At 66.9% G+C, this 14,269-nt stretch carries 11 protein-coding genes; 5 read left to right on the forward strand and 6 right to left on the reverse strand.

Going from position 1 to position 14,269, the window contains the following annotated elements:
• Positions 1–345: 345 nt before the first annotated feature.
• From AC5P6S_RS15825 to AC5P6S_RS15840, 4 genes are read right to left on the reverse strand one after another with little or no spacing between them, the layout of a single operon-like run.
• On the reverse strand, positions 346–948 hold the full coding sequence (locus AC5P6S_RS15825; protein ID WP_005407733.1) for a response regulator transcription factor: 603 nt from the start codon (positions 946–948) through the stop codon (positions 346–348).
• Positions 945–2,159, reverse strand: a complete 1,215-nt coding sequence (locus AC5P6S_RS15830) for a sensor histidine kinase (protein WP_099561273.1) — start codon at positions 2,157–2,159, stop codon at positions 945–947. Before AC5P6S_RS15830 ends, AC5P6S_RS15825 begins: the two co-directional genes overlap by 4 nt.
• Before the next feature lie 6 nt (positions 2,160–2,165).
• On the reverse strand, positions 2,166–2,948 hold the full coding sequence (locus AC5P6S_RS15835; RefSeq protein ID WP_005411975.1) for an ABC transporter permease: 783 nt from the start codon (positions 2,946–2,948) through the stop codon (positions 2,166–2,168).
• Positions 2,945–3,841, reverse strand: a complete 897-nt coding sequence (locus AC5P6S_RS15840; RefSeq protein ID WP_099561272.1) for an ABC transporter ATP-binding protein — start codon at positions 3,839–3,841, stop codon at positions 2,945–2,947. The genes AC5P6S_RS15835 and AC5P6S_RS15840 overlap by 4 nt, the downstream gene beginning before the upstream one ends.
• Before the next feature lie 202 nt (positions 3,842–4,043).
• Here AC5P6S_RS15840 and AC5P6S_RS15845 point away from each other — a divergent pair, with 202 nt between their 5' ends.
• From AC5P6S_RS15845 to AC5P6S_RS15865, 5 genes are all read left to right on the forward strand, one after another.
• A complete protein-coding gene (locus AC5P6S_RS15845) occupies positions 4,044–5,297 on the forward strand; it encodes an efflux RND transporter periplasmic adaptor subunit (RefSeq protein ID WP_024956150.1) in 1,254 nt (417 codons plus the stop codon).
• A gap of 102 nt (positions 5,298–5,399) precedes the next feature.
• On the forward strand, positions 5,400–6,089 hold the full coding sequence (locus AC5P6S_RS15850) for an ABC transporter ATP-binding protein (protein ID WP_004137569.1): 690 nt from the start codon (positions 5,400–5,402) through the stop codon (positions 6,087–6,089).
• Positions 6,090–6,103: 14 nt separating this feature from the next.
• Positions 6,104–7,261, forward strand: coding sequence for an ABC transporter permease (locus AC5P6S_RS15855; protein ID WP_005407727.1), 1,158 nt, complete (start codon positions 6,104–6,106; stop codon positions 7,259–7,261).
• A 13-nt stretch (positions 7,262–7,274) separates the two neighbouring features.
• Positions 7,275–8,597, forward strand: coding sequence for an ABC transporter permease (locus AC5P6S_RS15860; RefSeq protein WP_005407726.1), 1,323 nt, complete (start codon positions 7,275–7,277; stop codon positions 8,595–8,597).
• Positions 8,598–8,990: 393 nt separating this feature from the next.
• Positions 8,991–11,849 (forward strand): TonB-dependent receptor plug domain-containing protein, encoded by a 2,859-nt coding sequence (locus AC5P6S_RS15865; RefSeq protein WP_005407725.1) that lies wholly within the window; start codon positions 8,991–8,993, stop codon positions 11,847–11,849.
• Between the two features lie 207 nt (positions 11,850–12,056).
• Here AC5P6S_RS15865 and rarD read toward each other — a convergent pair whose 3' ends face one another.
• On the reverse strand, positions 12,057–12,953 hold the full coding sequence (gene rarD / locus AC5P6S_RS15870; protein ID WP_012478888.1) for an EamA family transporter RarD: 897 nt from the start codon (positions 12,951–12,953) through the stop codon (positions 12,057–12,059).
• Complete coding sequence (gene yedA / locus AC5P6S_RS15875) at positions 12,950–13,855, reverse strand: drug/metabolite exporter YedA (protein WP_005407723.1); 906 nt, start codon at positions 13,853–13,855, stop codon at positions 12,950–12,952. Before yedA ends, rarD begins: the two co-directional genes overlap by 4 nt.
• Positions 13,856–14,269 lie beyond the last annotated feature (414 nt).

Here is a 14,269-nt window from a genome sequence, read left to right on the forward strand (position 1 = left end):
GAAGGCGGACTGGAAGGTCAAGATCAAGAGCAACAGCATCCACGCATGGCGTGGATCTACTGGGTGCAGCTGTGGCTTTTGACGTTGGGTCCGCCTTCTAGCGAGCCGAGCATCGCAGGGGAATCAGGGGCGTAGAGGCGCCGGTGTTTGAGCGAAGCGAGTTCGGCGCCGTCCCCTGATTCCCCGAGAAGCGCAGGGCACCGGTGCGTAGCACCGGCTCGCGCTCTGGCGGCGTGTTTCTTTGGTTACTTTCTTTGCACGAGCAAAGAAAGTGACACCTCTCCGCAGGCGCGGTAACAATCCGCCGGGCAGCGCCCGGCGCTACCAGTGCGTCGGCGCACGCCCCTACAACCATCCCTTCTGCCGCGCCAGCCGGTACGCCTCGATCCGGTTGGCCACGCCCAGCTTGCCGATGCACTCGGACAGGTAATTGCGCACCGTGCCATGCGACAACCCCAGCTGCTCGGCAATCTCGCTGGCGGTACGGCCCTCGCCCGCCAGCCGCAGCACGCGGCGTTCGCGGTCGGTCAGCGGGTCGGCCTGCGACCACGCATCCAGTGCCAGCTGTGGGTCGATCGCGCGGATGCCCTGTTTCACCTTGCGCAGGGCATCAGCCAGGTTCTCGGCCGGTGCGTCCTTCAGCAGGTAGCCCAGCACGCCCGCTTCCAGCGCGCGGCGCAGGAAGCCGGCACGGGCGAAGGTGGTCACGATCACGACCTTGATCGGCAACTCGTGGCGGGCGATGCGCTGGGCCAGTTCCAGCCCGGACAGGCCGGGCATTTCGATGTCAGTGACCAGGATGTCCGGCTGCAGCTGCTGCAGCATGCGCCACGCCGCCTCGCCGTCAGCAGCGCTGCCCAGCACCTCGATGTCCGGCTCCAGGCCCAGCAGCGCCGACAATGCACCGCGCACCATCGCCTGGTCTTCGGCCAGCAGGATGCGGATCATGCGGCACCATCCTGCGCCAATGACGCTGGCGACAGCGGCGTGGTCGCGGCCACCAGTGGCACGCGCACGGTCACTACCGTGCCTTCTCCGCGCGACGACTGCAGTGACAACTGGCCGCCCAGCGCCATCGCCCGTTCGCGCATGCCACACAATCCGTTGCCCTCGGCCTGTACGCCACCGCGGCCGTCATCGCGTATCTGCATCACCAACTGTCGTTCCTCAAGCATGAAATCCACCTGCACCCGGGTCGCCTGTGCGTGACGCACGATGTTGGTCGCAGCCTCGCGCAGCACCAGCGCCAGCCCACGTTCCACGTCGACCGGCATCGGCGGCGGCGGTGTGTACTGCAGGTGTACCTGCTGGCATTCCAGCAGCAGGCGCGCCGAGGCCAGCTCGCCAGCCAGGTCGCTGGCGCGGATGCCGGTCACCGCACTGCGCACCTGGGCCAGCGCCTCGCGGGCGATCGCCTCGGCTTCGCCGATCTCCTGCCGCGCGCGCGCGCCATCACGGTCGTACAGCTTGCGCGCCAGCTCCAGCTTCAGCGTGATCAGAGACAGCGTGTGGCCCAGCAGGTCATGCAGATCGCGGCCGATACGCTCGCGCTCGGCGGTGGTGGCCAGCCGCCGCACCTCGTCCTGGGACAGTTGCAGGGCAACGTCCCGTTGATGGCTCAAGGCCTCCACGTTCACCACCAGGCCGACGATGAACGACACGGCCGGCATCCACACCATGGCTTGCCACGGATAACCGACGTAGAGCGCAGCGCCGCAGAACAACAGGTTCAGGCCGGTGAGCTGCAACAGGTACACCCACCAGCCGCCACGGCTGCTCATGCGGATCATCACGCAACCGAACACGAAGTAGCTCAGTCCCGACGGATACCACGGCAGCAGCACCAGGGCCATCAGGATCATGCCCAGCGCATAGCGCCATGCGTGATGCCGTGGCGCCAGCATCACCTTCGCATAGAGCAGCAGGAACAGCGGATAGCTGGCCACGGTCAGCAGCAGCCAGCGCACCGTGAAGCCATTGCTGAGCACCGGGGTGAGGAAGATCCAGACCGACCACAGCAGGTGGATCGCACCGCTCCAGGGCGACTTGCCACGCCGCAGCAGGTCGGCCACCGCCGAGTCCGGCGCGGGGCGCAGCAGGGACGCAAGCCAGCTCGACGACACGGAAGAATCCAGGCGGGAATGATCGCTGCCGATCATGCCAGTTCAGCCGATCCGGCGCAGGCGGCGGCGCGCCAGCAGCAGCGCCACCACCGTGACCGCCAGCAGCACCAGCAGGTGGCCAGCCATGCTGCCCACCGACGGCAGCCCGACCACCGGCAGCGCCAGCTGCGCCAGATGCCAGGTTGGCCACAGCGGTGCCATCATCGAGAACACCTTGGGCAGCGCCGACAACGGCAGCCACAGGCCCGACAGCAGGGCCAGCGGCAGGTAGACCAGGTTGACCATCGCCGGCGCCGCGCTGGCACTGACATGACTGCCGATCAGCAGGCCGATCGCCCCCAGCGGCAGCGCTGCCAGGCCCGCCACCGCCAGCAGCTGCAGCATCTGCACTGCCTGCAGCTGCACGCCACCCAGCGCGCACGCCACCCCGATCAACAGGGCGGCTACCAGCAACGCGAACATCACGGCCATCGCCAGTCGCGCCAGCAACGGTGCCGCCGCCGGCATCGGCAGCGCTCGCTTGAGGGTCAGCAGGCCGCCTTCACGGTCCAGCGCCAGCTGCACGCCGAAGCCGAACAGGGCCGGGGCCATCGCACCGAACACGCAGTAGGTGGCCAGCAGGTAGAGCGGTGCATGGCCGCGGCCCAACAGCACGCCGAACAACAGGTAGAACAGCACCGGGAACAGCAGCGAAGGCACCGCGAAGGCGGGTGTACGCCAGGCGCGGCGCAGCTCCGCCACCAGTTCAGCGCCGTACGGGCGCAAGGCCTGGCGCCAGGCTGATACCGGCGCGGGTGTAGTGCCGGTACGGGTCATCGTGTTCATGCGGCCTCCCGGGTCATGTCGAGGAAAGCGTCGGCCAGTGCCGCGCCCTGTACTTCCAGCTCACGCAGCTGTGCATCGGCGGCCAGCAGGCGCGCCACCACCGGCTCGGCCGGGCTCGCCAGCAGCTGCAGATGCTCGCCGTCACGCTGCACCTGCTGCACACCCGGCCATTGCTGTACGTCTTCAACAGTCAGCACGCTGCGGCAGCGGATGCGGCGCGGCCGATCGGCCAGGCGCAGCTCGCTCAACGGTGCATCGGCCAGCACCCTGCCCTGCTCCAGGACCAGCACCTGCCGCGCCAGCGCTTCGGCCTCTTCCAGATAGTGGGTGGTCAGCAGCACGCCGCAGCCTTCGGCCACCAGCTGCCGGATCGCCTGCCACATCGCCTGCCGCGCCTGGATGTCCAGGCCGGTGGTGGGCTCGTCCAGGAACAGCACGCGCGGGCGGCCACACAGCGCGATGGCGAACTGCACCGCGCGCTGCTGGCCACCGGACAGCTGACCGTAGCGACGGCCTGCCAGTGCCTGCAGGCCTGCGCGCTGCAGCACCTCCTGCAGCGGCATCGGGTCCGGATAGCAGGCGCTGGCCTGCGCCACCAGTTCGTCCACCTGCAGCATCGGCGGCAGGCTGGTGCTCTGCAGCATCACGCCCAGGCCGAGGCGGCTGCTGCGCTGCTGCGGGTCGCCACCGAGCAGCTCGACCTGGCCGGCACCGGCGCGGCGCAGGCCCAACAGCACGCTGATCGCGGTACTCTTGCCGGCACCGTTGCGGCCCAGCAATGCCAGCACCTGGCCAGCGCGGACCTGCAGGTCGATGCCCTGCAGGGCGGTATGGTCGCGGTAGCGCACCTGCACCTGCTGCAGGCGGGCCAGCGACGGGGCGATCGGATCCATGGGCGGTACCGGTAGCGGGGACGTTGCCATCCTGTGCCGCCGTGGTCACATTTCGCAGTTGCCGCCGTCAGTGTCATCGGATGACAGCTGTCACTGCCGTCATCGCTGTGCCTGCCTTCATGCTGTACCGCACGCTCCACCGCCGGAACCGCCGCCGTCCGCGCTTCCGGCCACACCCGCCCGAACGCCTGTGATGGAACGAATGAACGCTTCTGCCGAGCTGTTGAAGGAACTCCGTATCGACCGCAAGTCGCCGCCGCCCGCCTCCGGTGGTGGCAGCAATGGCGGTAGCCGTCGTTGGCTGTGGATCGCGATCATCGTGGTCGTGCTGCTGATCGCCGCTGCCGTGGCCTTCCTGTTCGGCCGCGCGCCGGCCGTGGAAGTGGAAACCGCGCCCGCAGTGGCCATCCAGCAGGGCAGCGCCAGCAGTTCGGTGCTCGATGCCAGTGGCTACGTGGTCGCCCGGCGCATGGCCACGGTCTCGGCCAAGATCACCGGCAAGGTGCGCGAGGTGATGATCGAGGAAGGCATGCGGGTCGAAGCCGGCCAGGTGATGGCCACCTTGGATCCGATCGATGCCGATGCGCAGCGCAGCCTGTATGCCTCGCAGTTGCAGGCCGCGCGCAGCCAGGTGGCCGGGCTGGAGGCACAGCAGAAGCAGGCCGCCGCCGAAGCCAGCCGCCTGCAGGCGCTGGTCGGCCAGCAACTGGTGTCACGTTCGCAGTACGACCAGGCCGTGGCCCAGCGTGACAGCCTGCGTGCGCAGCTGGAAACGGCCCAGCGCAACGTCAAGGTCGCCAACGACCAGCTGGCCATTGCCGATCTGGGCGTGGACAACAACATCGTGCGCGCGCCGTTCTCCGGCGTGGTCACCGCCAAGGCCGCGCAGCCGGGCGAAATCGTTTCGCCGCTGTCGGCGGGCGGTGGTTTCACCCGTACCGGCATCGGCACCATCGTCGACATGGACTCGCTGGAGATCGAAGTCGAGGTCGGCGAGGCCTTCATCGGCCGCGTGCAACCGAAGATGCCGGTGGAAGCCACGCTCAACGCTTATCCGGAGTGGAAGATTCCGGGCGAGGTCATCGCCATCATCCCCACTGCCGACCGCGGCAAGGCCACGGTGAAGGTGCGCGTGGCGCTGAAGGTGAAGGACCCGCGCATCGTGCCGGAGATGGGCGTGCGGGTCAGCTTCCTGGAGCAGGCGCAGCCGCAGGCGGCCGCCAAACCGCAGGGCGTGCGCGTGCCGGCTGGCGCGGTGATCCAGCGCGAGGGCGCCTCGGTGACCTTCGTACTGGGCGACCAGAGCCGCGTGCAGCAGCGCACGGTCGAGGCCGGCCAGGCGATGGGCAAGGACCGCCAGATCCTCAAGGGCGTCAGCGCGGGTGAGTCGGTGGTGGTGAACCCGCCGGACACCCTGCGCGATGGCGCCAAGGTGCAACAGAAACAAGCGCAGTAACGGCCTGGCGCCCATGGGCGCCGCCGGCAACACCGCTCGACGCACGCCTGCGGCCACCGCAGGTGCGCTTCCCCGTTTCCCGCCTTCCGTGGAGAACCACCCATGTCGACCCTGGTTTCACTGCGCAACATCACCAAGACCTACCAGCGTGGCCCCGAGAAAGTGCAGGTGCTGCACGGCATCGACCTGGACATCGCCAGCGGCGACTTCGTCGCGCTGATGGGCCCGTCCGGCTCGGGCAAGACCACCCTGCTCAACCTGATCGGCGGCCTGGACAACCCCAGCGGCGGCGAGATCAGCATCGAAGGCGAGCGCATCGACCAGATGAGCGGCGGCCAGCTGTCGACCTGGCGCAGCCACCACGTCGGCTTCGTGTTCCAGTTCTACAACCTGATGCCGATGCTGACCGCGCAGAAGAACGTGGAGCTGCCGCTGCTGCTGACCCACCTCAATGCCGCGCAGCGCCGCCGCAATGCCGAGATCGCGCTGACCCTGGTCGGCCTGGCCGACCGCCGCAGCCATCGCCCCAATGAACTGTCCGGCGGCCAGCAGCAGCGCGTGGCGATCGCGCGGGCGATCGTCTCCGACCCGACCTTCCTGATCTGCGACGAACCCACCGGCGACCTCGACCGCCAGTCCGCCGAGGAGATCCTCGGCCTGCTGCAGCAGCTCAACCGCGAACACGGCAAGACCATCATCATGGTCACCCATGACCCGAAGGCCGCCGAGTACGCCACGCACACGGTGCACCTGGACAAGGGCGAGCTGGCCGACGCGCCGCTGGCCCACTGACGGAGGCCACGGCGATGAAATACTTCTCGTTGGTGTGGGCGCAGCTGTTCCGCAGCCGCACGCGCACCCTGTTGACCCTGCTGTCGGTGGTGGCCGCGTTCCTGCTGTTCGGCATGCTCGACTCGGTGCGCGTGGCGTTCTCGTCCGGCGGCAGCGTGGAAGGCGCCAATCGCCTGGTGGTGGCCTCGCGGCTGTCGATCACCCAGTCGCTGCCGATCCGCCTGGAAACCCAGATCCGCCAGGTGGCCGGCGTGCGCGACGTGGCCTACGGCATGTGGTTCGGCGGCATCTACCAGGATCCAAAGAACTTCTTCCCGAACTTCTCGGTGTCGCCCAACTACTTCGATGTCTACCGCGAACTGCAGATCGATCCGGCCCAGCTGGAGGACTGGAAGCAGACCCGCACCGGCGCCATCGTCGGCGAATCGCTGGCCAAGCAGTTCGGCTGGAAGATCGGCGACACCATCCCGTTGCAGGCCACGATCTTCCCGCGCGGCGGTAGCAACGACTGGCCGCTGGAACTGAAGGGCATCTACCGTTCCAAGGACCGAGCGCTGGCGGCCAACGAAGAACGCCAGTTGATGATGAACTGGAAGTACTTCGATGAATCCAACGACTACATCAAGAACCAGGTGAGCTGGTACACGGTGACGCTGGACAACCCGGATCATTCCTCGCGGGTAGCGCAGGCCATTGATGCAATCTCGGCCAACTCCGACCACGAGACCAAGACCCAGACCGAGTCGGCGTTCCAGCAGGCCTTCGTCAAGCAGTTCGCCGACATCGGCATGATCGTCACTTCAATCATGGGCGCGGTGTTCTTCACCCTGCTGCTGCTGACCGGCAACACCATGGCGCAGGCCGTGCGCGAGCGCGTGCCGGAGCTCGCTACGCTGAAGACGCTGGGCTTCAAGGACAGCACCGTGCTGACCCTGGTGATGGTGGAGTCGGTGCTGCTGATCGGCCTGGGCGGCCTGATCGGCATGGGCCTGGCCGCACTGATCCTGCCGGCGATCGGCCCGAAGAGCATGGGCATGCTGCCGCCGCACGTGCCGACGCCGACCTGGCTGATGGGGCTGGGCCTGATCGTGGTGATCGGCATCATCGTCGGCCTGTTGCCGGCGCTGCGTGCCAAGCGCCTGAAGATCGTCGACGCACTGGCCGGCCGCTGAGGAGGACACCGACATGTTCAAGAGCAAACTCAAGAAATGGCTGGGCAACGGCCTGACGGTGCTGCTGCTGGTGATCGGCCTGGTGCTGTGGATCAGCCTGCCGTGGTTTGGCGTGCTGGCCGTGGCCGTGCTGGTGGCACTTTGGCTGCTGCTGACCCGTGGCGGACGGTTGGCGCTGGCCGCCACCCGCATCGGCGTGGCCAGCCTGCCGCAGCGCTGGGGCGCGTCCTCGGTGATCGTGGTCGGCATCGCCGGCGTGGTCGGCGTGCTGGTGGCGATGCTGGCGATGGGCGAAGGCTTCCAGGCCACGCTCAACAACACCGGCGACGACACCACCGCCATCGTGCTGCGCGGCGGCTCGCAGGCCGAGACCAACTCGGTGATCACCCGCGAGCAGGTGCCGACGTTGTCCACCCTGCCCGGCATCAGCCGCGATGGCGAAGGCCGGCCGCTGCTGTCGCCGGAGCTGTCGCAGGTGGTCAACCTGGTATCGAAGTCCGACGGCACCGACGTCAACGCGCAGTTCCGCGGCGTTGGTCCGCAGGCCTGGGCCGTGCATGACAAGGTCAAGATCATCGAAGGCCGCAAGTTCGCAGCTGGCCTGCGCGAGATCGTGGTCGGCCAGGGGGCCAAGGGCCAGTTCCGCGACATGGACGTGGGCAGGACGCTGACCCTGGGCAACCAGACCTGGACCGTGGTCGGCGTGTTCGCCACCGGCGATGCGCACGATTCGGAGCTGTGGACCGACGCCGATACGCTGGCCACCACCTACCAGCGCAGCGCCTGGCAGTCGATCAGCGTGCGTACCGATGGCAAGGCCGGCTTCGAGCAGTTCAAGGCAGCGGTCGCCGCCGACCCGCGCCTGAAACTGGACGTGGAAACCACCCGTGTCTACTACAGCAAGCAGGGCGGCGGGCTGACCAAGCTGATCGACATCCTCGGCAAGGTGATCGGCACGATCATGGCGGTGGGTGCAGTGTTCGGCGCACTCAACACCATGTATGCGGCCGTGGCCACCCGTGCGCGCGAGATCGCCACCATGCGCGCGATCGGCTTCCGCGGCCTGCCGGTGGTGACGGCGGTGATGCTGGAGACCATGCTGCTGGCGTTGCTGGGTGGCCTTCTGGGGTGTGCGGTGGCGTGGCTGCTGTTCAATGGCTACAGCGTGTCCACCATCGGCAGCAACTTCAGCGCGGTGGTGTTCAAGTTCCACGTGTCGCCGGAACTGCTGTGGACCGGACTGAAATGGGCGCTGGGCATCGGCCTGGTCGGCGGCCTGTTCCCGGCGCTGCGCGCGGCACGTTTGCCGATCACCACGGCGTTGCGCGAAACCTGAGCATCACGCAGCGGTGGAATGCGCATCACGCAGGGGGACGGAGCGAAGGCTCCGTCCCTTTTCTTTTGCGCGTCATCCACGCTTGGTGGTGAGCCAGGACGTCCAGTAGATCCACGCCATGCGTGGATGGATGCCGGCACACGCGCACGGCTACAGATTGCGGGAAATACGCCGCTATCGATGCCTCTGCCCATCGCAAGCGCAACGCGCGTGACGTTGCGCACATCCCATCTGTGGATTGTTGGTTGCGATTCATTTTCGCGCACATCCGCGGCGCAGAGGCAAACAGTTACGAATGGAAACATTCTAGAATCGCCCCCCCACGTTGGTTTGCAGCACCCCACGCGTCCATAGAACGGGCGCTTGTTTTTCCTGAAACACGAGATTTCACGGATGTCCCTGAAAACCAATCCGCTGCGCAACGCGATCGTCATCGCGCTGGCCGCCAGCTGCACCACCCCCGCCTTCGCACAGAGCGCCGGCGATACCCCGACCAACCTCGATCGCATCGAAATCACCGGCTCGCGCATCCGCCAGGCCAGTGTCGAGACCGCACAGCCGGTCGTCGCGCTCAGCCGCGCCGAGATCGAGAAGAAGGGTTACATCAACGTCGCCGACATCCTGCAGGACGTCACCGCCGCCGGCGCACCGAGCCTGAGCCGCTCGTCGTCGCTGAGTTCTTCGCGCGACTTCGGCGGCACGTACGTCAGCCTGCGCAACCTCGGCCCGGAGCGCAGCCTGGTGCTGATCGACGGCCGCCGCATGGGCGTCAGCGCCGGTGGCTACTCCGACCTGGCTTCGATTCCCTCGGCGATTGTCGAGCGCGTGGAAGTGCTCACCGATGGCGCGTCCGCGCTGTACGGCTCGGACGCCATCGCCGGTGTGGTCAACATCATCACCCGCAAGAACTTCGACGGTGGCGAAGCCAGCGTCTACGTCGGCCAGTACGGTGAGGGTGACGGCCAGAAGCGCTCCTACAGCGCCACCTTCGGCAAGACCTTCGACCGCGGCTGGTTCAGCGTCGGCGCCGAGCGCACCAAGGAAGACGAGATCCTCGGCAGCGAGCGCGAGTTCAGCCGTTACCCGGGTGGCCCGCGCCATCCCGACGACGTCAAGGCACTGAACCAGACCACGCAGTGGGGCAGCGTCACTGTCGACGGCAAGTCGCTGACCGTGGGCCCGGGCGGCGACCCGAGCCAGAAGGGCAACTTCCACACGCCCAATCCGGCCGATGGTGCCAACACCAAGACCAACATGAGCCTGCTGAGCGGCCTGGAGCGCACTTCGGTGTTCGCCAACGGTGGCTTCTCGATCACCGATGACCTGCGCATCGTGGCCGACGCGCTGTACAGCAAGCGCGAGTCGACCAAGCACCTGGCCGGCTACCCCTACTCGGTGTCCACCGCACAGGCGCGCAACGGTTCCCGTGCTGCCCTGTCCAAGGACAGCGCGTTCAACCACTGGGGCCAGGACGTGCTGTTCTCGCACCGCACCGAAGAAATGCCGCGTGCGACCGAGAACAACCTGGACACCAAGCGCGCCAGCATCGGCCTGGAAGGCAGCTTTGAAACCGGTTCGCGTTACTGGGACTGGAACGTCAGCTACATGTACAACCGCAATGAAGGCGAGCGCATCGGTACCGGCAGCATGTACCAACCGCACGTCGACCTGGCGGTCGGCCCATCCTTCATGGATGGCACCGTGGCACGCTGCGGCAGCCCGGGTGCAGTGATCGCCGGCTGCGTGCCGTGGAACCCGGCCGCGCCGATGGGCTATGCGGGCCCGGGCTCGCTGAGCAACCAGGACGTGCAGGACTACCTGTTCACCCGCTTCGTCGACAAGATGAAGAGCACCACCAAGGTCGCCAGCGCCAACATCTCCGGTTCGGTGTTCACCCTGCCGGCCGGCGACGTGATGGCCGCGATGGGCTTCGAGCACCGCAACGAGGAAGCCAGCTACACCCCGGACCTGATGGTGCAGAAGGGCCAGATTGCCGGCACCACCGGCCAGCCGACCCGTGGCGACTACTCGCTCAACGAGGTCTACCTGGAGCTGCAGGTACCGCTGCTGGCCGACATGCCGTTCGCGCGTGAACTGTCGCTGGACCTGGCCGGCCGCTACACCGACTACAACACCTTCGGTTCGACCACCAACAGCAAGTTCGGCCTGAAGTGGAAGCCGATCGACAGCCTGCTGGTGCGCGCGACCTATGGCACCGGCTTCCGTGCGCCGACTGTGGACGACCTGTACGGCGGTGCGGTGAAGAGCCGTGATTCGTTCACCGATCCGTGCGATACCTCGTTCGGCATCGCTGCCAGCAGCGCGACCGTGGCCGCACGCTGCCAGGCGCTGAAGGTGCCGGCGGACTTCCGCCAGCAGACCGCGTCGGAAGGCAACGTCGCCAACCGTCCGGGCCAGCAGGGCATCGCCGATTTCGACTCCGGTTCCAATGCGAACCTGAAGCCGGAAACCGCCAAGACCTGGACCGTGGGCCTGGTGTACAGCCCCGAGTTCGTGCCGGGCCTGGACGTCAGCCTGGACTGGTGGAAGATCCGCATCGACAACGCGATCGTGGGTGAGTCGGCCACCGACATCCTCAACCAGTGCTACGTGCAGGGCGTGGATTCGGCGTGCGGCCGCTTCACCCGTTCCACCAGCGCCAAGACGCTGGGTCAGGTGACGTCGCTGGACCGCTCGCTGGTCAATGCGGGCTACCGCGAAACCGCCGGCTACGACTTCAGCCTGCGTTACCGCCTGCCGGAAACCGCGTTCGGCCGCTTTGCCGCCACCTGGAACACCACCTACACCGACTACCTGGAGCAGCGCAACGACAGCGCCGCCACCACGCCGGTGGAGCAGAAGACCGGCTGGCAGGGCAACTTCCGCGTGCGTTCGACCTTCAACCTGGATTGGCAGTACGGCGACCTGGGCATCGGCTGGACCGCCCGCTACTACTCGGGCATGAAGGAAGCCTGCTCGTATGACCTGGCCGGTGGCCCGGACTGCAACATGGCCGGCTTCGTCTCGCCGTACACCGATGCGCAGCCGAGCCGCAAGGTGGGCTCCAACACCTTCCACGACCTGCAGGTGCGTTACAGCCTGCCGTGGGACGGCACCGTGTCGCTGGGCGTGAACAACGTCTTCGACCACCAGGGTCCGATCATGTACAGCCAGCCGAACAGCAGCTTCACCTACTACGGTGGCTTCGACATCGGTCGTTTCATGTACATGAAGTACCAGCAGCGCTTCTAAGCCTGCAACCGCGTTCCCGCCACCGCCATCTCTCTCTCCTGGCGGTGGATGGAAGCAGAACGGCGCCCTTCGGGGCGCCGTTCTTTTTTGGGTGGAAGCGGGTCGGATCCCTTCGCCCTGCGAAGGGCTCTGACCCCACGCGACGGATAGAACAGGGTCAGAGCCCTCCGCGTTGCGGAGGGATCCGACCCCGCAGCCCCGCCGGCGCTAGCGCTTGGCGCGCATCGTGCGGATGTTGTCACCGACGAACAGGATCAGGCCGGCCCAGATCGCGGCGAAGCCGATCGCCTTGGCAGTATCGAACCCTTCGTGGAAGAAGAACACGCCCAGCAGCAGCTGCAGGCTCGGCGCGATGTACTGCAGGATGCCGACCAGCGACAGCGGGATGCGCTTCACGCCGTAGGCGAAACCGATCAGCGGCACTGCGGTCACTGCGCCACCGAAGACCAGCAGCAGGTCATTGCGCCAGCCCCAGCCATGGAAGAACGCGCCGCCATGGCCGTTTTCCGCCCAGATCGCGAAGGCCAGCGCCGGCAGGAACAGGTACATGCTCTCCACGCCCAGGCCGGCCACCGGATCGACCGAGACCAGCTTGCGCAGCAGGCCATACAGGCCGAACGAACAGGCCAGGCCCAGCGCGATCCACGGCGGCGTACCCGCGTCGATGGTCAGCCAGGCCACGCCCACCGCCGCCATCGCCACCGCCACCCACTGCAGGCGCCGCAGCCGCTCCTTCAGCACCAGCACGCCCAGCAGCACGTTCACCAGCGGGTTGATGAAGTAGCCCAGGCTGGTCTCGATCACATGGCCGGCGTTGACCGCCCAGATGTACAGGCCCCAGTTGAAGGCGATGGTCAGGCTCGACACCAGCAGGATCGGCAGCGCGCGCGGCTGCGCGGCGATCTTCTGCCACCAGCCCAGGCGCGAGCTGATCAAGAGCCAGCCCAGCACCATCACGGTGCTCCAGATGATGCGGTGGGCGATGATCTGGAACGAGGGTACCTCGTTGAGCAGGTGCCAATAGACCGGCACCAGGCCCCAGATCACGAAGGTGGATGCGGTGACCAGCAGGCCCCGGCGTTGTTCTTTCTCGTCCATGCTCACTTCTTTCTCGTCCTTGCCATTGTCAGCACCACCACACCCAGGAGAATCACCGCCATCGCCAGCAGGTCGCGCCAGCCGAAGCGCTCGCCGTTGAGCAGCGCGCCCAGCAGCACCGCGATCACCGGATTGACGTACGCATAGCTGCCGGCCAGCGCCGGCCGCACGTTCTGCAGCAGCCAGACGTAGGCGGTGAAGGCAACGATGGAACCGAACACGCACAGGTAGGCCATCGCCAGCAGGCCACCGGTATCGGGCAGCGTGGTCGGGCGCTCGCCGACCGCCAGGCCGATCAGCACCAGCAGCACGCCACCGCAGATCATCTGCCCGGCGGCGGTCATGAACGGGCCCGGCAGGTCCAGGCCGCGCGCCCACACCGAACCGAAGGCCCAGCCGATCGGCGCGATCAGCAGCAGCACCAGCCCGGTCGGCGAGGCCGTCAGGCTGCTGCCGGCGTTGAGCCAGACTACGCCGAGGAAGCCGATGGCGATGCCCAGCCACTCACCGCGGCTGGCATGCTGCCCGCGCAGCGCCGAGAACAGCGCCATCCACAGCGGCACCGAGGCCACCGCTGTCGCGGCCAGGCCCGAGGACACCTCACGCTCGGCCAGCACCACCATGCCGTTGCCCAGCACCAGCATGGTCACGCCCATCACCACCAGGTTGCGCCACTGCCGCAGGGTCGGGTTCGGCATCTTCCAGAACAGGCGCAAGGCCAGGAACATCAGGCCACCGGCAATGATGAACCGGCTGCCGGAGACCATCGTCAGCGGCAGCGCGCCGCCGTGCAGGGCCTTGGCGATGCCCAGGTAGGTCGAGCCCCAGACCACGTAGACCAGCAGCAATGCCAGCGCGACAAGGCCACCCCGGGGGGCAGCCGCAAAGGGAACAGGGGAAGCCGACATGACGCACCAGCGGGCGGGGGAAAACGGATTCTAGAGCGTTCGGCTGACGGAAATAACCCCGGTTCCGGGCACGCTGATTTGCACCTACAAAGGCGCCGGGTTTTCCCTCGACAGGGTTGAGACAAACCCCGACGTCTGTTGCGCCGCCAGGCGGGTGGCAGTGTCATCCAAGCTGACGTATCGCACCCCGCCGAACACAAGTGAGATGCCGATCAAGGAAAGGATTGCTCCGATCACTGAAAACGGACTTGCCCAGCAGGTGTTGGGCCAATGACCTGAACAGGAGAACCACCATGACCTGCATACCGCCTCCACTCGCAATGCCGGTGGGAGTTGCTGGTGCTTCATTGCTGTGCTCACCCATTGAACCGGTCCTGATTGCCGTTGCAATCGTCATTGCCGTCCTGCCCATCT

Source organism: Stenotrophomonas sp. YJH_SMC_119, assembly GCF_059368315.1.

Excerpts from the sequence above, each read along its gene's own strand:
- AC5P6S_RS15855 (WP_005407727.1), top strand. The coding sequence starts at position 6,104 with ATGAAATACTTCTCGTTGGTGTGGGCGCAGCTGTTCCGCAGCCGCACG.
- AC5P6S_RS15860 (WP_005407726.1), top strand. The coding sequence starts at position 7,275 with ATGTTCAAGAGCAAACTCAAGAAATGGCTGGGCAACGGCCTGACGGTG.
- AC5P6S_RS15835 (WP_005411975.1), bottom strand. The coding sequence starts at position 2,948 with ATGAACACGATGACCCGTACCGGCACTACACCCGCGCCGGTATCAGCC.
- AC5P6S_RS15825 (WP_005407733.1), bottom strand. The coding sequence starts at position 948 with ATGATCCGCATCCTGCTGGCCGAAGACCAGGCGATGGTGCGCGGTGCA.
- AC5P6S_RS15865 (WP_005407725.1), top strand. The coding sequence starts at position 8,991 with ATGTCCCTGAAAACCAATCCGCTGCGCAACGCGATCGTCATCGCGCTG.
- yedA (WP_005407723.1), bottom strand. The coding sequence starts at position 13,855 with ATGTCGGCTTCCCCTGTTCCCTTTGCGGCTGCCCCCCGGGGTGGCCTT.
- AC5P6S_RS15845 (WP_024956150.1), top strand. The coding sequence starts at position 4,044 with ATGAACGCTTCTGCCGAGCTGTTGAAGGAACTCCGTATCGACCGCAAG.
- AC5P6S_RS15840 (WP_099561272.1), bottom strand. The coding sequence starts at position 3,841 with ATGGATCCGATCGCCCCGTCGCTGGCCCGCCTGCAGCAGGTGCAGGTG.
- AC5P6S_RS15830 (WP_099561273.1), bottom strand. The coding sequence starts at position 2,159 with ATGATCGGCAGCGATCATTCCCGCCTGGATTCTTCCGTGTCGTCGAGC.
- AC5P6S_RS15850 (WP_004137569.1), top strand. The coding sequence starts at position 5,400 with ATGTCGACCCTGGTTTCACTGCGCAACATCACCAAGACCTACCAGCGT.